This is a genomic window from Leptolyngbya sp. KIOST-1 (assembly GCF_000763385.1).
Classification (GTDB): domain Bacteria; phylum Cyanobacteriota; class Cyanobacteriia; order Phormidesmidales; family Phormidesmidaceae; genus Nodosilinea.
This window is the reverse complement of sequence record NZ_JQFA01000005.1, coordinates 90,160-109,084: the sequence shown is the minus strand read 5'-3', so window position 1 is coordinate 109,084 and position 18,925 is coordinate 90,160. Positions and strand designations below refer to the sequence as shown.

16 protein-coding genes and 1 tRNA gene are annotated in these 18,925 nt (G+C 61.6%); 9 read left to right on the top strand and 8 right to left on the bottom strand.

Translation table 11 applies throughout. The features are described 5' to 3' along the window. Positions 1-1,437 carry an isochorismate synthase MenF gene (locus NF78_RS26735; RefSeq protein WP_035994435.1) on the bottom strand — a complete coding sequence of 479 codons (1,437 nt, stop codon included), beginning with the start codon at positions 1,435-1,437 and terminating at the stop codon, positions 1-3. 268 nt (positions 1,438-1,705) lie between these two features. Beyond that, positions 1,706-3,418 carry a diflavin flavoprotein gene (locus tag NF78_RS26730; RefSeq protein WP_035994432.1) on the bottom strand — a complete coding sequence of 571 codons (1,713 nt, stop codon included), beginning with the start codon at positions 3,416-3,418 and terminating at the stop codon, positions 1,706-1,708. Between the two features lie 678 nt (positions 3,419-4,096). On the opposite strand from NF78_RS26730, the gene NF78_RS26725 reads away from it, so the two are divergent. The 3 genes from NF78_RS26725 (at position 4,097) to NF78_RS26715 (ending at position 7,452) form a co-directional block, all read left to right on the top strand. After that, on the top strand, positions 4,097-5,065 hold the full coding sequence (locus NF78_RS26725; RefSeq protein WP_263970716.1) for a WecB/TagA/CpsF family glycosyltransferase: 969 nt from the start codon (positions 4,097-4,099) through the stop codon (positions 5,063-5,065). Positions 5,066-5,288: 223 nt separating this feature from the next. After that, on the top strand, positions 5,289-6,116 hold the full coding sequence (locus tag NF78_RS26720) for a PolC-type DNA polymerase III (protein ID WP_052051052.1): 828 nt from the start codon (positions 5,289-5,291) through the stop codon (positions 6,114-6,116). Between the two features lie 331 nt (positions 6,117-6,447). Next, positions 6,448-7,452, top strand: a complete 1,005-nt coding sequence (locus NF78_RS26715) for a WG repeat-containing protein (protein WP_225885435.1) — start codon at positions 6,448-6,450, stop codon at positions 7,450-7,452. 97 nt (positions 7,453-7,549) lie between these two features. On the opposite strand, the gene NF78_RS26710 is transcribed toward NF78_RS26715, so the two are convergent. Both NF78_RS26710 and NF78_RS26705 read right to left on the bottom strand, forming a co-directional pair. Next, on the bottom strand, positions 7,550-8,437 hold the full coding sequence (locus NF78_RS26710) for an alpha/beta fold hydrolase (protein WP_035994426.1): 888 nt from the start codon (positions 8,435-8,437) through the stop codon (positions 7,550-7,552). A gap of 274 nt (positions 8,438-8,711) precedes the next feature. Next, positions 8,712-9,413: a COP23 domain-containing protein gene (locus tag NF78_RS26705; protein WP_052051051.1), complete on the bottom strand. Its 702-nt coding sequence runs from the start codon at positions 9,411-9,413 to the stop codon at positions 8,712-8,714. Positions 9,414-9,832: 419 nt separating this feature from the next. On the opposite strand from NF78_RS26705, the gene NF78_RS26700 reads away from it, so the two are divergent. From NF78_RS26700 to ispG, 3 genes are all read left to right on the top strand, one after another. Continuing rightward, positions 9,833-11,320 (top strand): AMIN domain-containing protein, encoded by a 1,488-nt coding sequence (locus tag NF78_RS26700; RefSeq protein WP_197065009.1) that lies wholly within the window; start codon positions 9,833-9,835, stop codon positions 11,318-11,320. Between the two features lie 7 nt (positions 11,321-11,327). Further along, the gene (locus NF78_RS26695; RefSeq protein ID WP_035994421.1) at positions 11,328-11,855 is read left to right on the top strand and encodes a hypothetical protein; all 528 of its coding nucleotides are present in this window, start codon (positions 11,328-11,330) and stop codon (positions 11,853-11,855) included. A 412-nt stretch (positions 11,856-12,267) separates the two neighbouring features. Then, a complete protein-coding gene (ispG, locus tag NF78_RS26690; protein WP_035994419.1) occupies positions 12,268-13,497 on the top strand; it encodes a (E)-4-hydroxy-3-methylbut-2-enyl-diphosphate synthase in 1,230 nt (409 codons plus the stop codon). A 175-nt stretch (positions 13,498-13,672) separates the two neighbouring features. Here ispG and NF78_RS26685 read toward each other — a convergent pair. Further along, positions 13,673-13,745, bottom strand: a tRNA-His gene (locus tag NF78_RS26685). 194 nt (positions 13,746-13,939) lie between these two features. On the opposite strand from NF78_RS26685, the gene NF78_RS26680 reads away from it, so the two are divergent. Beyond that, positions 13,940-14,683 carry a TIGR04283 family arsenosugar biosynthesis glycosyltransferase gene (locus tag NF78_RS26680; protein ID WP_035994417.1) on the top strand — a complete coding sequence of 248 codons (744 nt, stop codon included), beginning with the start codon at positions 13,940-13,942 and terminating at the stop codon, positions 14,681-14,683. Positions 14,684-14,708: 25 nt separating this feature from the next. Here the strand turns inward: NF78_RS26680 and NF78_RS26675 are convergent, their stop codons facing one another. Further along, entirely contained in the window at positions 14,709-15,200 is a 492-nt protein-coding gene (locus NF78_RS26675) for a DUF547 domain-containing protein (RefSeq protein ID WP_263970715.1), read from the bottom strand. After that, positions 15,118-15,423 (bottom strand): hypothetical protein, encoded by a 306-nt coding sequence (locus NF78_RS33175; RefSeq protein WP_263970714.1) that lies wholly within the window; start codon positions 15,421-15,423, stop codon positions 15,118-15,120. The genes NF78_RS26675 and NF78_RS33175 overlap by 83 nt, the downstream gene beginning before the upstream one ends. Before the next feature lie 25 nt (positions 15,424-15,448). On the opposite strand from NF78_RS33175, the gene NF78_RS26670 reads away from it, so the two are divergent. Beyond that, the gene (locus NF78_RS26670) at positions 15,449-15,967 is read left to right on the top strand and encodes a rhodanese-like domain-containing protein (RefSeq protein WP_052051076.1); all 519 of its coding nucleotides are present in this window, start codon (positions 15,449-15,451) and stop codon (positions 15,965-15,967) included. Between the two features lie 19 nt (positions 15,968-15,986). On the opposite strand, the gene NF78_RS26665 is transcribed toward NF78_RS26670, so the two are convergent. Next, complete coding sequence (locus NF78_RS26665; protein ID WP_263970713.1) at positions 15,987-16,592, bottom strand: TIGR04282 family arsenosugar biosynthesis glycosyltransferase; 606 nt, start codon at positions 16,590-16,592, stop codon at positions 15,987-15,989. Between the two features lie 218 nt (positions 16,593-16,810). Here NF78_RS26665 and NF78_RS26660 point away from each other — a divergent pair, with 218 nt between their 5' ends. Continuing rightward, positions 16,811-18,901, top strand: a complete 2,091-nt coding sequence (locus NF78_RS26660) for a transporter substrate-binding protein (protein ID WP_035994410.1) — start codon at positions 16,811-16,813, stop codon at positions 18,899-18,901. Positions 18,902-18,925 lie beyond the last annotated feature (24 nt).

The window sequence follows — 18,925 nt, the reverse complement described above, 5'->3', positions numbered from 1 at the left end:
CTACACCAGCGACTCGCCCAGGGCGCGCAGCTTGAGCTTGATCTCGGCCCACTCGCGATCGGCATCGGACCCTGCCACAATACCAGCCCCAGCGTACAGCCGCACCCAGGTTTTCGTCACCAGCGCCGAGCGAATGCCCACCACAAATTCGCTGTCACCGTTGGCCCCTACCCACCCCAGCGGCGCGGCATACAGACCCCGATCGAAATCCTCAAAGCGCAAAATTTGATCGCACGCCTCCCGGGTGGGAACGCCCGCCACGGCCGGGGTAGGGTGGAGTGCCGCCACAATGTGCAGCGGGTGAATGTGGCGGGGAACTCGGGCCCGCATCGGCGTGTGCAAATGCTGAATATTGGAGAGCCGCCGCACCCCCGGCCAGGGCTGATACTGGGGCTGTAGCCCCACCCCCGCCAGCTGCCGCGCCAGAAACTCCACCACCAGGCGGTGCTCGCCCCGCTCCTTGGGATTGTGCAGCAGCCCCTGGGCCAGGCGGTCATCCTGGCGGCGGTGGGCCCCCCGGGGAGCCGACCCCGCCAGCGCATCGGTAATTAGCTGTCCCTGGGTCAAACTCAGCAACCGCTCCGGGCTGGCCCCCATAAAGGTCTTGCCATTGCCCTGCCCTACCGAAAAAATATGGCAGTCGGGATAGCGCTGTCGCAGGCAGCCCAGGGCGGCCAGGGGCTGAACGGGGTCGGCGCTGACCCAGTCCAGGGCATGGGCCAGCACAATTTTCTGAACCGGGTTTTGGGTCATATACCCCAGCGCTCGGTTGACCGCCGCTTTGAAGCGCTGACCCGCCTCGGTGGTGGGCTGCACCGTTAACCTGGCTGAGGGCCGAGGATCTTGCCAGAGGGTATTGCCCAGACGATCCACCGATCGCAGCTGGTTGGCCAGACCGTCCAGGAGGGTCTCCAGACCGGTGGTTGCCGTCACCAGGTGGTTGAGGGTCAGCACCCCCTGGGAACCCTGACGCACCAGCTGCCACTGGGGCAGCACTACCAGGGCCGCCGGGAAAGTGACCTCGCCACCGCACGGGTCGGCAAAAAAGGTAAACGCGCAAAAAAATCGGGCCCAGTCGGCCCCGCTGAGGGAAGCAGCTACCCCTGCTTCGCTGTAGCGGTGGGTTTTGCCCCGCCACTGCTCAATATACTGACGCGCCTGGGCAAACCGATCCACCCCTGCGGTTTCGTAAGCCAGCGCGGTGCCAAAGCCGACCATGGAGGTTTGAGCGACGGGGTTTTCCAGGTACAGGTGGCGATCGCTGCGGGGAGCCAACCGGGCCAGCACCAGCAGCGGGTCCACCGGGGGAATGTCAAAACTCAGGGTCACCAGCTGGGGCTGATGGGTCTGCTTTACCTGAGCGAGCCGACGCTCTAAAAACCGATGGACCGATTGCAGCGTTTGACCGCGATCGGAGCAGTGAGAAACAACGGGCATACACTTTGTAACTTTAAAGCAGTTTGCTTAACGTTGCAGTCGGCGGAAGGGGCCAAACCAGACCAAATCACCCCGGCACTCCAGGCTTAATAAACCCAAACTACCGGCGCCACAACTGCGTTGCCCTGACCCACCAGGCCTAAGATCCTAGGCCCCATAGCAGGCCGAAACGTGCTCCGGCTCAGCCGCTCAGCCCTTTGGGCAGTATCCTTACTCGTAGCATATTCAGTTCTGGCGTAGTCAATTCAGCGCCAGTCGTTCACGCAGCTTAATAGTGTGTACCAGTATTGCGGTAGTGAACGGCGGTTTTGCCGTCGCCGTCCAGGACTCGGCCGGCCTGTACCGTGGCATAGACCAGCCAGTGGTCACCACACTCCATGCGCTGGTCGACGGTGCACTCCAGGTACGCGATCGCCTCGGTGAGAATTGGCGCACCATTCTCAGCCACCTCGGTATCCACCGCCGCAAAGCGGTCTTCGCCGGGGGCAAAGGGCTTGAGAAAATGCTTCATCGGCCCCAGGTGCCGCCCCTCTGCCAAAATATTTAGCACAAAGCCATGGCCGGGATACAGCAGTGACTCAATGGCACGATCCTTGGCCACCGCCACCGTGAACCCCGGCGGCGCAAAGGAGGCCTGGGACACCCAGGAGGCGAGCATGGCGCTCGACACCTCGCCTTGGCGGGCGGTCACGATACACAGCGACCCGACGATGCGCCCCACCGCCTGCTCCACCGCCGAGGCTGGGGTGCGGGGTTGCTTGGCCCGCTTGGCCTTTTTCAAAGCCTGGGCAAAGTCGGTACCCACCTCTTCGCAGTACTTGAGGGTGACATCGGTGGGCTTGAACTTGACCCGAATTGATTCAAACCCCAGACTGTAGCCACCGTCTTTGAGCTTATTCTCCAGTAGGTCGATGGCTTCGCCACTCCAACCAAAGGACCCAAACACCCCGGCCAGCTGAGTCTTAGAGGCGGTTGAGAGCACGATGCCCAGGGCTGTCTGCATTGGGGTAGGGGCATGGCCACCCAGGGTGGGCGACCCCATTAAAAATCCCGCTGAGGTCTCCACAGCGGCCTTGATGTCCTCGGGGTGGGCCTGCTCGGCATTGATCGACTCCACCGACACCCCGGCTTTGGTGATGCCCCGCGCCAGCGCCTGGGCAATGGTGGCCGTATTGCCGTAGGCCGACGCGTAGATGAGCGCTACGGAGAGATCCTGGGTCGTTTGGGCCTGGCCCCAGTCCCGGTAGCTCTGCATCAGCTCTCGAGGGCTATAGCGCACCACCGGCCCATGGCCCGGGGCCAACACTTGAAAGGGCAGCAGGGTCAGTCGGCCCAGGGCGGCCAGCACCTGGCGGGTGCTGGCCGCAAACAGACAGTCGAAATAGTAACGCCGATCTTCCAGCAGATCCTGCCAGCTGAGGTCAAAAACCGCATCGTCGCAGCGGTGGGCCCCAAAAAATTTGTCGGAGTAGAGCACACCAGAATAGGGGTCAAAGGTGGCCAGCCCACCGGGATAGCGCGGCGTCGGAATGAGTTCAAACTGAAGCAGATGCCCCTGCCCCAGATCGAGGCGATCGTCGCCACTGCGCACCACCCGCAGCCGGGGCGACGCATCGGGTAGCAGATCCTTGAGGGCCAGGGCCGCTGGGTTTGAGCACACTACTGTGACATCTGGCAACCGTCTTAGCAAAATCTTTAAAGTTTCGGCACGGTTGGGATTGATATGCCCCAGGACAATGTAGTTGAGCTGATAGAGATCGATATTGCGCTCTAGCGCCGCCAAAAATATCTCGCCAAAGGACTCGCCCGGCGGGTCAATCAGGGCGGTGCGATCGGCCTGGATGAGGTAGCTATTTGCCGTAGTTCCTCGTTCAAGTCCGTATTCAATCTCAAACTGCAGGCGATTCCAACTGCGGCAGCGAAATACGGTCGTACCGGCTGCCATAGCGTAAAGCTGAACATCGCGGGGAGGAGAAGTCATGGGGAATGCCAGGTTTATAGGGCACTGGGGGTAATCTGTACGTAGCCCGCCGTTACAGACGAATGACCGGCCTTAAAGCAACGTCCCGCTCAGGGGAGTGAACAAGACAACAGCTTAAACAGCTACCGACTCAATTTTATAAGGATCAGGGGCGGCATCCCGGTTTTAGGGCAGGTTTGTCTGCTCAACAACGGTCCTAACCATAGCTATCACGGGAAAGCTCAGGGGCAATGTCTAGCTTTACAAAGGTATTCAGCTTTTATGAACTCCGCTGCGAATCTCCGTGCTTTCTCGCACCCTACCCTAGGATGAATGAGCCATCCCCAAGGATTGGCGAACCGACTGAGCAAGTCAAGCGGGGACTTACCCCAGGTCCAGAAATCATCCGGCGATCGCCCTGACTGCTTCCGCAAACATACTGATATGAGTAGTCGTTTTTATTACTCTGAGTTAGCCTGTAGCCATGATCGCATCTGCTGTAAAACTTGAACTATGGAGAGGCCGGTATGGGAGAAACAACCTGAAATTGGGCTGACAGTGGCCTCAGCACTGTAGTCAAGCGGTTATCTCTCTAGTTCTAGGTATTGGACTATCCTTATGGAGCCACAATCTACTGGACATGTTTTCGCACCAGCTATTGATCACGCGGTCAACGGCAGCTCAGGGGGCAGTAATAGGGTGATTAAAGACACTCTCAGCCAAGAATCGATGAGTGACGATGTGCGGCTGGTCGCCTCCAGCGACCCTACTGAGCCTGAGGCCACGGTCCTACAGGTGGGCCCAAACGTGCCTGCTACCGAGGTCAGGCAGCTCTATCGGCAGTTTCGCAAGGCAGCCCTGGAGTCCACGGCCCGCGAACTGCGCAAGCAGCAGTACGAGCGCATTCAGACTCAGGTCGAAATTCTCAGCATTCCCATCGACAATATTTCGGTCAATGACTTTTTAAGTCAGCTCAAGCGGGGTGTCGTGTTTACCCCCAACGTCGATCACCTGATGAAGCTGCAAAAAGACATGGATTTTGTCCGGGCCTACAGCCAGGCTGATTACCGCGTCTGTGATAGCCAGGTGTTGATGTTTGCCTCAAAGTTTTTAGGTACGCCGCTAAAGGCTAAGATTTCGGGTTCCGATTTGTTCCCGATGTTCTGCGAACACCATCGCCACAACGAGGCGATTAAGATCTTTTTGATGGGGGGGGCTGAAGGGGTTGCGGCCCTGGCCATGGAGCGCATCAATGCGCGCATCGGCCGCCAAATTATTGTGCAGGCTCACTCGCCGTCCTTTGGCTTTGAAAAAGATGAGGCGGAGTGCGAGCGCATTCTAGAGATGATTCGTCAGTCACCCGCCAACGTCCTGGTGGTGGGGGTAGGGGCACCTAAGCAGGAGAAGTGGATTGCCAAGTACCGCGACCAGTTGCCCAATATCGATATTTTTCTAGCCGTAGGGGCCGCCATCGATTTTGAGGCGGGCAACAAGCCTCGGGCCCCAGAGCTGCTGAGCAAGCTAGGGTTAGAGTGGCTCTACCGGCTGAGCACTGAGCCCGGGCGGCTGTGGAAGCGTTACCTGCTAGACGACTTTCCCTTCCTGTGGCTGGTGCTCAAGGAGCGCTTTGTCCGTCTACGCCGTCGGCCTGCCTCCGAAGACAGCTGAATTGGGCGCTGGCACGGTCTGGGGGCTGTCATCAATTAGCTGCCTAAACGCTCAAAAATTAAGGGTTACAGTCCCTGGCCTGTCGTTTGGGTCGGGGGTTGCAAAGCTTGATACACCGGGCTTTCGACCACAATTGATGACAAGCCCTAGGGCCGCTACGCAGAGTTCAAAATGCAAAGGGCAAAATGTGGCACCCTAGGAGGGTTCCCTGCGGTAGTGCACTATGGTTCCTGTGTCGGTGGGCGGCATGGCTCAGTCTGCGCTTTTTACGGATCAATTGCTGGCCTACTATCGCCAGTTGCCCGAAACGACTCTGACCGTGGTGGATGTAGAAACCACCGGGTCTCGCCCGCCCGATGCCAGAGTGATCGAGATTGCGGTAGTGCAGGGTTCGCTGGAGCAGGGGATTACCTACGAGGCGACGTTTTTGGTCAACGCTCAGGTGCGGGTACCCGCTACCATCACCAGGCTGACGGGCATTACCACCGCCATGGTTGAGCAGGGTACCGATGCCGACAGCGTCTGGCAGGCGCTGCGATCGCCCCTCGACCAGGGGGTGCTGACCGGCCACAACCTGGCCTTTGACTATAGCTTTATTCAGGCTGAGTATCAGCGGCTGGGCCAGGGGTTTAAGCGCCCTGCGGCTCAGCAGTTTTGCACGGTGATTTTGTCGCGGCTACTGCTGGCGGACTTGCCATCCCGCAGTCTGCCTCAGCTGGTGCAGCATTTTGGCTTTGATGTGGGGCGATCGCATCGGGCCATGGCCGATACCAAAGCCTGTTGGCTGCTGGCTAACCTATTGCTGGAGCGCCTTAGCCACACCTCAGATCAGGCCTTGCGGCAGCAGTTCGAGGAGCAGTGGGTTCCTCTGCGGGAGGCGGCCAAGGTGTTTGACCACCCTCGCATGGAGCTACAGCAAAGACTTGACGCCTGCGGCTGTGAGCGGCGCACCTCGCGGCGGGGCAACCGCCACATGTACCGCCGCCGCGACCTGGAAGCCCTCTACCGGGAACTGCACCCGGCCCAGCTGACCCTAAACCTGAGTGACTGATAGCGATTAGCAGGGCAGAGCCCCTTGCCCAGCTTAAAGAGGAGCCAGGTTTGAGGCGTTGTGGCTCTGACGCGATGCTCCTATGGATAGATTTTGGCCCAGCAACCTGAGCTTTTCTTAAAATTCCTCCCCGATGGCAAAAAGATCCGTCATGGTGAAAAAGGAAGAAGGGTTGTTTTAGGCATTTTGCAAACGCTGAGGGGAAGCAATGGCGCGATCGCACAGAGCCTGGGGGCGGGGATGTGGCTTGATTGGGCTGGGGTGTGTAGTTCTGGCCGCCTGTGCTCCGCTGGCCGAAAACCGCGATCGCCCATCGCAACAGGCCACGACAATGCTACAGTTCATAAACCCTCAGCCCGTCGCTCTGGCCAGCGCCATGACCAGCCCTCTGCTTTTTGATACGGTGTCAAACTTTGCCGAAGGGGTGGCCCTGGTGCGGCTGAAATCGCGGCTGGGCTACATCGATCGCGAGGGCAAGCTCGACGTCCGCATCGCCGACAGCAACGTAACCGTGGCCGCCGACTACGCTGAGGGGCTGGCCGTCGCCCAGGTGGGGTTGTACCTCGGCTACCTGAACCGTCAGGGAGAATGGGCCATTCCGGTGCAGTTTCGCCAGGCCAAGTCCTTTTCTGAGGGGTTAGCGGCGGTGCAGGGGGGCACTAAGTACGGCTACATCAACCCCGAGGGCGAGTGGGTGATTGAGCCCCAGTTTGACCTGGCCGAGCGCTTTGTCGACGGTCGTGCCCTGGTCAAGCTGGGTGACGACTACGGCTACGTTGACCCCGACGGCCGCCTTGCCATCCCCCTGACCCTGAGCAATGCCTGGAGCTTTTCTGAGTCCCTGGCGGTGGCCAGGGTAGACGGGCTCTACGGCTACATCGACCCCAGCGGCACCATGGCCGTTGCCCCCCGCTACGACGGAGCCTTTAGCTTTTCGGAGGGGCTGGCGCGGGTGCGCCAGGGGCGCACCTTTGGCTTTATCGACACGGCTGGCACCCCGGTAATTGAGCCGACGCTCTCCTTTGCCTCCGACTTTTCGGAGGGGCTGGCCGCCGTGCTGATCGATGGCCAGTGGGGCTACCTTGACCGCACGGGGGACGTGGTGATTGCCCCTCAGTTTGCCTACGCCGCCGACTTTTCCGAGGGGTTAGCCGTTGTGCAGCAAGACGGGCGCTACGGCTTTATTAACCGCCGGGGAGACTGGGTGGTAGAACCGGAGTACAGCAACGCTGGACCGTTCGTGGAGGGGCGGGCGCGGGTACAGGTGGACAACCTGTGGGGGTTCATAGACCCGGAGGGCAATCTGCTGACTGGGGGCTTGCCCAGTCTGCAATAATCCTGTCCCAACGCTGACAGAGCAAAGTTTTTGCAAAATTTCTCCTACTTGTCCCTATTGTCGAATAGCGGTCCCACGACTCTGCCCTGACCGCTGGCTAAGCCACCCAATCACTTAGACATTGCTGAATCAGCCCGATGGTCAGCCCCGGTTGCTCCAGCTGGGGGGTTAGCCCCACTCCGGGCAGCACCTCCAGCCGAGTAGCGATGGGGTTGAGGGCCGTCAGACGGCGACCCATTTCCACCGGAGTAAACTGGGCCATTTCGCCCCAAAGCATAACGGTGGGAGTAGTCAGCTGGGTCAGGTAGGGGGCCAGATCAAAACTTAGATCGCCCCGGACAAAAGCGAGGGCAGCGACCTCGGCCCTGGGCTGCTGAGCCGACTCGAGGTAGGCCGCCACCATATCTTCAGAAATTTTGCTGGGGTCGGCAAACTGACGCTGGGCCAAAAACAGGCGAATGCCCTCGCTGGTGGCGATCGCTCCCCGATAGATCAGCTGATCGACCAGGGGCAGGTTGACGATCTGGTTGACAAAGGCCGCTCGGGGGGATTGGCCGAAATCCGCCAGTCCGGCAGGAGTCACTAGAATTAGCCCCCGCAGGCGATCGGGGTGGTTGACAGCCCCTCGTACCACCATGGCGGCACTGAGGGAGGAGGCTATCACCACGGGGGGCTGTGGGCAGAGTTGTGTCACCATGGCCTCTAGCAGGGCCAGGTAGTCGGCGGTGGTGAGGGGGCGGTCCGGATGGTCGGACTGGCCCCAGCCGATCAGGTCCGGGGCCAGCACCGGGTGCTCTGCCGCAAAGGCTGGATAGACCTTGGACCACTCAAAGCTGGATGAACCACCCCCAAACCCGTGGACAAACAGCAGGGGCACCGATGTCGACGGCGGCTCAGGCCAGAAACCGGGATCGGCCTCGACATAGGCCACCGTGCCCTGGTCGAAGACAGCCGATCGCTGGATAAAACCCGGAGGGATGAACATAGCACCACGGTGTTACTGCCTTCTGATTACCACGAAGCCGGGCTGCTTGCCCAGCGATCGGTGGCAATTCTCCAGCGACGGGAGTGGGTTTGCCGCCTGCCTGTTTGCCGCCCTGCAAATTTTATTTTTGATCTATCCTTCGCCCAGCAAATGGTGGACTGATCGCCGTTCCCGCCTTTACCCAGGAGGCTCCTGCCCAGAACGATCCTGCCTCGGGCCAGGGCTGAGTGCCCCATTCTCCCAGCCCAGGATCGCTCCAGATGGCTTGAGCTCCCTAGCGAAAGGCGTCGGGGTTGAGGGGCCGACCGGCGGGACGGCCGCCGCTCAGGCGAGCCCCGGTACCGCCATCAGCAGGGTCGAGGAAGGGCTTGAGGTAAATGCCGTTGGTACGACGGCTGGGGGACATTGCGCCCGGCAACCCCAGCACGCTGCCGATCTGGTCCAGGATGTCGCTGTTGCCGCCGGTAAAGGTGGTCACCCCCTGGGTTTGGTCGCCCCGGTCAGCAACGGTCAGGTTGTCAAACACGCGATCGCGCGTCAGGGCCGGATCTTGCCCCTGGGGCACCGTAAACACAATCCGACAGCCGGACACCGCTTCGGTGGTCACACAGACGGTGTTGTAGCCATTTTCCACCGAGGTTTCCAGGGCCAGCATGCCGTCGGGGCGATAGCGCTCCAGGCGGGCGCTAATTTCCGCACAGCGGCGATCGGCGGGCCAGGCGCTGCCCATGTCCTGGGGCACGGCCCAGGGGTAGACCTGCCCTGGCTGGCTGGTAGGGGCGTACATGACCGTGTACTGGCCGTTTTGGAGCTGACAGGTGAAGCGCGGGGTGCTATCGGCCTCTGCCGGGGGCGTTTCGGGCGTGCCGGTCTCTGTTTGGGCCTGCCCTACCCCCGCCAATGGCCCCAAAAGGAGCGCGGTGGCCAATCCACCCCTTAGTAACTTCACAAACGTAGCGGTCGTAGAACCGGCCATGGTGTGCTGCCTCCAGTCAATTGGCGTAGGTGTACATCTTTGCCCAGGGTGCCCCGGCGGCTAGGAATTGGACCAAGCCTCAGCGTTGTTTCATTCCCAGCGTTGCTCGACCCAGGACTCAAACGTCTCTCTCTTCTCCCGCGACGCGATCGCTCTTTGACAAGTTCCCCCAATGCCTTTACATCCGCGTTTTGGCCCAGCTCAGCGGCCCGCTGGTCCCATGTCCCTGGAAATGCTCAGCCCCCTTGAAATTCTCAAAATTGTGCGTATCCTTAGTTAGGCTTTGGGTTCACGCTGCATTTAGGCGATCGAGAGTGGACGCTTACGCTGCATCTAGCGTTTAGCCAACACGCAGCGATCGCCTGCTCCAGGTCACACCAGGTTCACATCACACCATGCACCAGAGGGGGACAAAACCCATGGAACACGCCAATCAACCATTCGCATTGACCGGCCCAGGGGCGATCGCCCATCGTCTCGGGGGCTGGGCAGGGACAGGCTTAATGGTGTCTACCCTGCTGGTGATCAGCCCTGCGGCCCGGGCCGATACCCTTGCCGCCTGGCAGTTTGACCCGGCCACGCAGCAGCTGACCCTGACGTTGCCTAGCGGCATCACTCCCCAGTACACCGTCGAGGCCAACCCGGCCCGAATTGTGCTGACGCTGCCCCAGACCCAACTGGGGGCGATCGCTTCGTCCCAGACCTATAGCGGAGCCGTGAGCCGAGTGCACCTCAGCCCGGTTGACGGCGCCACGGTGATAGTGCTGGAGCTGGCCGATAACGCCGTGCTGGCGGCAGAGGGAGCCAGCCTGGTTGCGATCGCCGCTGGGGATCAAACCCGCTGGGTGCTCACTGCCCTGGCCACCGTTCCAGGGGCGACCCCGCTGGCGGCTGTCCCCGGCAGTGGGGCCAATCCAGCCATGATTGTGGAGCTGCCCGTCATTCCAGGCAATGACCCACGGCTGGGCTTTCCCGCTGCCGGGACCGGGCGACTGAGCACTTCAGCCGCCAACCTGATGCTGCCCAGCGATGTCAACAGCCTGGCGAACCTGCCCGAAACCCTGCCCGTCGATCCCTTCAACCTGGGCCGACCGGGGGAGCAGGTGACGGTCCCCAGCCTGGCCGAACTCGATGCCGCCGTGGGCCCCGTCGCCACCGCACCCCAGACCGCCAGCCCAGCCGAGCTAGAACCGCCTGCGGCCGGGGCCCCGGTCCAGCCGGGTGGGATCGCCACTGCGTCCGTTCCGGCCTCCGCCGCTAGTGCCGCTCCGGTGCTGACCCAGGAACCCCCAGCCACCCCCGGCACGGCCCCGGCCACCCCTGTCGCTGGAGCCCCGGTGCCTGCGGAGGCCGTGGCCACCCAGCCCGCCGAACAGCCCGAGTCCCAGCCCCTGCCCACCATCGATAGCGAAACCAGCGGAGTCCCGATCGCGGTAACACCACCGGAGCTGCCGACCCCAGCCCAGCCCGCCGTGCAGCCAGAGGCGATCGCCGCCGATCCGCCTGATGCCCCCAGCCCCGAGGTCAGCACTCCGGCGGTGGCGCTGACGGCCGAGCCGCCGAGCTTGCCCGACCTGGCCACGGAGTCCGCGATCGCCCCCCAGTTCACCCCTAGCAGCTCCACTCCCAGCAGCCCCACCCCCAGTAGCCCCGTTATCAGCCAGGAACCCCCGCCCGTAGCCTCGGTGCCCGTTGAAGTCACCGGCACCGATCCCAATCTGCTGGCCGTACCCGCCGCCCCCACCACCACCAGCCAGGGCAGCGTGGTTCCTCCCGATAGCTCGCTGGTCTTAGCGGCCGCCGGAGAGCCAATCTTGTTTGGCAGCCCGCTGCCGGACAGCGGTGACCAGGCCGCCCTGCCCCAGGTCATTAACCCCACTCCCCCCGGAGCGCCCCCTCTCCCCTGATACTCTGGTGGCAGCAGGCACCATTCTGCAGCTGCGCTACGTAGGTAGCGAGCCCCTCGATCTCAACACCGGCTCCAGCCAAAGCCAGGTGCTGCTGCTGGCCCACGACCTCCGCGACCCCATCACCAACGGCATTGTCGCTCCGGCGGGCAGCCAGCTAATCGGCCAGTTTGAGCCGACCCCCGAGGGACAGCGCTGGGTGAGCACCATGCTGATTTCCCCGGCCGGGCAGCGGGTGGACTTTGCCAGCACCACCGAGTACATGGTGGGCAGCCCTGAGGTCAGCAGTCCTCGGATGGCCGCTGGGGCCGGCCTGGGGGCCCTGGCCCTGATGCTGGTGACGGGCTTTAGCGGCATTGGCCTGATTGGTGGTGCCCTGGTCGGAGCCACTACAGTGGTCGGCACCTCGCCCCAGACCGTTGTCATCGCCCCCAACCAAATTATCCAGGTGCAGGTAATTCAGGACGTGCCCCGGGCCATACCCATCGCTGCCGCCCCCGAGCAGAGTCGGGAGTGGGGTACGGGTGGGTGGTAGTCCCACCCCCTTGCATCCACAATTAGCGATGGACCAAAAATTAATTGTCATACCCCTAGGGGCTGTCATCAATTAGCTGCCAAACGCTCATAAATCAAGGATTACAGCCCCTAGCCTGGCTTTTGGGTCGGGCATGGCAAGGCCTGATATACCCGCCTCTTGGCCACAATTTGATGACACGCCCCAGGCTGCTTCCTGAGTTGGGCGTGGTAAAGCTGGCAGTAAAGGAATTTGGACCAGAAGCCTTAGGCATGGCATCAGTTCTGGTCAACCATGAATTCTGGATTACAGCGACGGGCAGTTTTTGTGGCTCTAACATCTCTGAATTGCCATTCTGTGGCACTCTGGGAGGTAGAGCGTGCAATCGCTACAAACCCTGTTAATCAGCACCGGCAACCATTGAGCAAAGGCTATGCAAACGCTTCCCAACCCTATTTCCCCGACCTCCGCTACCCCCGCCTTTGACCCCTTCGACACCACCATCCATCGCCGCAAAACCCGCCCGGTGCCGGTGGGCAGCGTTACCATTGGCGGCGGTCACCCGGTAGTGGTGCAGTCAATGATCAACGAAGACACCCTCGACATCCAAGGGGCCGCCGCTGCCATTCGCCGCCTGCACGAGATCGGTTGTGAAATTGTGCGGGTGACGGTGCCCAGCATGGCCCACGCCAAAGCTCTGGCCGACATTCGCAAAATTTTGGCAGACACCTACCAGCCCGTACCCCTGGTGGCTGACGTGCACCACAACGGCATGAAGATCGCTCTGGAAGTGGCCAAACACGTTGACAAGGTGCGCATCAACCCTGGCCTCTACGTGTTTGAAAAGCCCCAGGCGGGCCGTACCGACTACTCCCAATCCGAATTTGACGCCATCGGCAGCAAAATTCGCGAAACTTTAGAGCCCCTGGTGGTCTCCCTGCGCGACCAGGGCAAGTCAATGCGGATTGGCGTCAACCACGGGTCGCTGGCCGAGCGCATGCTGTTCACCTACGGCGACACCCCCGAGGGTATGGTGGAGAGCGCCCTGGAGTTCATTCGCATCTGTGAGTCTCTCGACTTTCGCAACCTGGTCGTGTCCCTGAAGGCGTCGCGGGTGCCGGTGATGGTGGCCGCCTACCGGCTGATGGCCCATCGCATGGACGAGCTGGGGATGGACTACCCCCTGCACTTGGGGGTCACCGAAGCGGGCGACGGGGAGTATGGCCGCATCAAGTCGACGGCAGGTATTGCCACCTTGCTGGCCCAGGGCATTGGCGACACCATTCGCGTCTCACTCACCGAAGCGCCTGAGAAGGAGATTCCGGTCTGCTACAGCATTTTGCAGGCCCTGGGGCTGCGCAAAACCATGGTGGAATACGTGGCCTGCCCGTCCTGCGGTCGTACCCTGTTCAATCTCGAAGACGTGCTCCACGAGGTGCGCGAAGCCACCAAGCACCTAACCGGGCTCGATATTGCGGTGATGGGTTGTATTGTCAATGGCCCTGGCGAAATGGCTGATGCTGACTACGGTTACGTGGGCAAAACCCCTGGCTATATCTCGCTGTACCGTGGCCGCGACGAGATTAAGAAGGTGCCAGAAGATCAGGGCGTAGCGGAGCTAATCAACCTGATTAAAGCCGATGGACGCTGGGTAGATCCCTAGGATGTGTTATCGATTTTGACCAAAAGTCTTCCCTGGGGGACTACGGGCTTATAGACAGCGAAACTCTGTTTATCCTTGGATAAACAGAGTTTCGCCGTAGGGAGCTGAAGGATTGGAACGGTATCTGTTCCAAAAATCCTGCCAAGAATGCTTGTTTAGCGTTCTTCAGAAACAGGGCGGATGATGGGAATCGAACCCACGAATGGTGGAACCACAATCCACTGCCTTAACCACTTGGCTACACCCGCCACAATTGCGTTTTTCAATATAGCACCCAAGACGGTGCTTAAGCCATCAAAATTCGACTTTTTGGTTGGTGGCAAGGTCAGCAGCCTAGACCTTAGGATTACAGGGGACAGCGATCGCCTATCCCATGCCCACTGCGCCCCTTCTCTGGCTTCGGGCAGTTGGAATGGCGGCTCCGAGTTGAGAATTTGGCCATATGTCTGTTTCGATCATCATTCCTACCTGGAACGAGGCCGCCTGTTTGGGCCGCACCCTGGGCGTGCTGGAAAGCCTCAATCCGTCGCCTGCTGAGATTTTGGTGGTAGATGGCGGCAGCGGCGATCGCACCGTGGCGATCGCCCAGACCTGGGCCAGCTGCCTGCCTCTGCGCGTCATTCATGCTCCGGCGCGGGGGCGATCGGTGCAGATGAACCTGGGGACCGAGGCCGCTGAGAGCGACATCCTCTGCTTTCTCCACGCCGATACCCTGGTGCCCGACGACCTGGTCAAGCTCGTCCAGAGTACTCTGGATGACCCGGCGGTGGCTGGGGGCGGCTTTGTGTCACTCATGGCGGGAGCTGAAACAACCCGCTGGGGCATCTCGCTGCACAATGCGGTCAAAACCTACTACGCGCCGCTGCTGTTTCGACCCCACCTGTTCTTTGGGCGGGGGCTGCGGCTGCTGTTTGGCGACCAGGTGATGTTTTGCCGCCGCGCCGATTTTCACGCCTGTGGCGGTTTCGACCCGGCTATGCCGATCATGGAAGAGGCCGATCTGTGCCTCAAACTCTGCCGTCGAGGGCGCCTGCGTCAGCTCAGCCGGGTGGTGCAGTGCTCTGACCGTCGGGTAGCCGCCTGGGGTGCCCTCAAGGCCAACGCCATCTACCTGATGATCGGATTGCTCTGGGCGTTGGGGGTCCCGGCTGTTGCCCTGAAGCAGTTTTATGAGGAGGTGCGGTAGGGGCGGGGCATGCCCCTTCATCCCCTCACCCCGGCTGCCGGTTCAGGCTCCAGTCGTAGGGGAGGTGGCGCACCTCGATCGGGGCAGACGGCGACGGGCTGAGGTTGAGGTAGGTGCCGATGTAATTCGTCACTGAGGGAGCTACCCGCAAGAAGTCTTCTCGGTACCATTTAAAAATTTTGCTGCAGTAGAGCACTCCGGCCTCGCTGTCGTAGCGCACCTTGGCAGGGTTATGGATGAAGCGGTGGGCGTCGGTTTCGAGCTGGGCCTCGACGATGTCGGGCCAGTAGGCTTCGTTGCGCAGAATGGGGTAGCTGCCCGAGGCACAGACGAGGGCAAAGTGAATGCGTGGCTCTTTGAACTGGGGCCGCAGCAGGTCGTGTTCCAGGTGGTTTAAGCTGATGGCTCTACCGTCGAGCGGGTAGACGGAGCGGCTAAAAAAGCGCCAGAAGGCCAGCCAGTTGGGCAGCCCCAACACCCGCGGCAACACTGACTCGATAGGGTAGTGCTTCAGCACCTGCTGAATGGTGAGGGCGTTGTAGAGGTTGATTAAAGTTGTAGAGGTTGATTAAAAGCGCCAGGGAGTCCTCTGGCGCCAGGCCATCGAGGCTGTTGGGGAGCGAGGCCAGCCAGGTCTCCAGCTCCGGTTGGGCCTGCTGTTGCCAGCGGGCGTAGTCAACCCGCCCCTGGTCGTCCACGTAGGTCTGAAGCAAGGTATTCCAGGGGGTAAAATCTAGCATGGCCTGTCTCCTGCCTCTGCGCGTAATGCCTGTCCTCTCGACGTTCCCCCCCCGGCTGTGGGCCGCTGCCCGCCCGGTAGCCTGGTGGGGGATAAAGCACTGGATACAGCGATCCTTTCCGGAGGTGTCCAGCCTGACGCCCCAGAATCTTGACCACTGGTTGAGCCAGGGCAACGCCCCTATACCTATTTTGCTCGATGTACGCCGAGACGATGAATTTGCGGTTAGCCATCTGCCTGGAGCCTACTCTGCCCCCGACCTGAAGGCCGCGCTGGCCCTGGACCTAGCCCGCGATCGCCCGATTGTGGCCTACTGCTCGGTGGGATATCGATCGGCTCGGCTGGCGGCTCAGCTAAAGGCGGCGGGCTACACCCAGGTATACAACCTGGCCGGGTCCCTTTTTCAGTGGGCCAACGACGGGCGATCGCTCGTCCAGGCGGGGCAACCCACATCGGTGGTACACCCCTACAACCGGTGCTGGGGGCTGCTGCTCAGGCCAGGGCTGGCTGCCCTGCCCCATTCTCCCCCTGCCGCCGAGGAGTAGGTCAAGGCCTCGGCAAACCTCAGCCCGACCCGCCCACGATCGCCTCCCACTGGGGCAGATCCTCGGGCCGATCGATGTCGGTGAGGGGGGGCAGTAGCTCTACGCTGAGGCCCTGGGCCTTAGCGGCAGCGAGGGTCTGCTCCAGCACCCGGTCGGTGCCCCAGTCGATCGCGGCAAACAGCGCCCGGTTAAGCTGCCGCAGGCCAATCAGGTAGTAGCCGCCGTCGGTGGCGGGGCCAAGCACGACATCCACCTGGTGCAGCGCCTCGATCGCCATTCCCAGGTGGCGGGCCGTCAGGGCAGGGCAATCGCTGCCAATGGCGATCGCCCCCGGTCGGCCCTGGTCAAAACTTTGGCTAAAGGCAGCGATCAGGCGATCGCCCAGTCCCCCCTGGGCCTGGGGGTAGTAAACTCCCGCTACCCCCAGCCAGGCCTGCATCTGCTCCCCATTCCCACCGGCAAAGTGAACCTCCACGGCCAGGGGCAATTGCTGGGCGGCGACCTGCACCTGCCCCAGCACATACTCGGTCATCTGGCGCTGCACCGCCGCCGCCCCCATCGCCCCCAGCTGGGGTATCAGGCGGGTTTTGGTACGGCCCGGTTCGGGGTAGCGGGTAAACAGCATCAGACCAAAGGGTGGCTGTCCAGGCTGTGAGGTTGGGGCGGGTGCAGACAAGGGCATGGAAATCAAAGGTTTTCTCTACCTAAAACTAATTGTGACCGGAGGGTAGCTTTTGGGCTCGGTTTGGGCACCCTAGGTCGAAATACACAAAACCATGGGTTGCATGGCTCACAGTCTATCTACGTGTACGGGGGTTTAGGCGTACCAGAGCCAATCTAGCCATGACACAGCCAACATCGACTGCCCCCATTCGGGTGGGCGTTCTCCACTCTATAACCGGGCCGATGGCGTTCAGCGAGGCTCCCCTGGTAGACGCCGCTCTGATGGCCATTGACGAAATCAACCAGGCTGGAGGGGTGCTGGGCCGCCCGATCATCCCCCAGATTGGGGACGGGGCCTCCGACCCCGGTGGCTTTGCCGCCGCCGCGCAACACCTGCTGACGGTAAACAGGGTAGACGCAATTTTTGGCGGCTGGACCTCCATGAGTCGCAAGGCGGTGCTGCCGGTGCTGGAGGCCCACAATTGCCTGCTCTGGTACCCCGTCCACTACGAGGGCTTAGAGCAGTCGCCCTGGGTGTTTTATACCGGGTCCTGCCTCAACCAGCAGGTGGAGCCAGCCCTGGACTGGTTGCTGGGCCAGGGCTACCGCCGCCTGTTTTTGCTGGGGTCTGACCACCTGTTCCCCCGCGTTACTCACAAAGTGCTGAAGGGCCAGCTCAAACACCGCCAGGGCAGCATTGTGGCCGAAACCTACCTGCCCCTGGGAGCGACTGACTTTAGCGATACGGTTGAAGCAATTTTGGCGGCCCAGCCCGATGCTGTGTTCAGCACCCTGAATGGCGCCAGCAACCTGCCGTTTTATCGCCAGTGCCAGGCCCAGGGGCTCAGCCCCGATCGCATTCCTATTCTGACCGTCAGCATCGGTGAGCTGGAGCTGCGACAGATTGGCGCGGCAGCGGCCGGACACTATGCCTGCTGGAGCTACTTTCAAAGCCTGGAAACCGCTGCCAACCAGAGCTTTGTGGCGCGCTTTAAGCAGCGCTATGGGAGCGATCGCGTCACCACTGACTCCATTGAGGCCGCCTACACCCAGGTTTACCTGTGGCGGGCTGCCGTCATCGCCGCCCAAACCACCGCCACCGACCCGGTGCGCCAGGCCGCCTACCACCAGCGCTGGGCCGCCCCCAGTGGCACCGTCTGCTGCGAGCCCAACCACCACCTGCAAAAGCGCTGTCATGTGGGGCAGGCCCAGGTCGACGGTCAGTTTCGGATTGTCTACTCCAGCCCTGGCCCCATCCGCCCTCAGCCCTGGCTGGGGATGGAGGATCAGGACTTTCCCACAGCGGCGGTGGTGGTGGAGATGCTGGGGGAGGTATCTACCTGTGTGCAGTCCAGCTGGGAACTGGAGCAGCAATCGCAGCGGCTGGAGCAGGCCCTGACCCAGCTGCGCCAGGAGGTGGCCCAGCGACAGCAGGCCGAGGCTGCCCTGCGGGCCGCCAACGCCGAAATCACCAGCCTCAACCAGGCTCTCCAGGCCGACAACAGCCGCATGAGTGCCGAACTGTCGGTAGCCCGCCAGATTCAGCGTATGGTGCTGCCCCGGCCCGAGGAACTGGCGGCGATCGCCGATCTGGAGATAGCCGGGTTTATGGATGCCGCCACCGAGGTGGGGGGCGACTACTACGACGTTTTGTCGGACGACGAGCACCCGGGCCAGGCTATGCTGGCCATCGGCGATGTCACCGGCCACGGTCTGGAGAGCGGCGTGCTGATGATTATGGCTCAAACCGCCGTGCGGACCCTGCAGGCGCTGGGGGTACAGCGGGGCAACCTCGATCCGGCTAAAGCCTTTCAGGCGCTCAATACCGTGCTCTATCAAAACCGACTGCGAATGGGGTCGCAGCGCCACCTCTCCCTAGCTCTGCTTGACTATTGCGAGGGAACGCTCACCATCAGTGGCCAGCACGAGGAGGTGATTGTGGTGCGCAACGGCAGGGCCGAGCGGGTCGACACCCTGGACCTGGGCTACCCCGTCGGTTTGATTGCGGACATCACCCCCTTTGTGGCCCAGTACCGCCTGACCCTGGCGGTGGGCGATGGCGTGGTGCTCTACAGCGACGGCATCACTGAAGCTGAAAACAGCCAGCGCGAATTCTACGGCCTCGATCGCCTGGTTGCCACCGTGCAGCGCGCCTGGAACGGTTCCGCCCAGGCGATCGAGGCCGCCGTGATCGAGGATGTCCAAGCCCATGTGAAAGGTCATACCGTCTATGACGACATCACCCTGGTGGTCCTCAAACGCCGCGCCTAGTTGGTTTGCCCCTAAACCCTGACC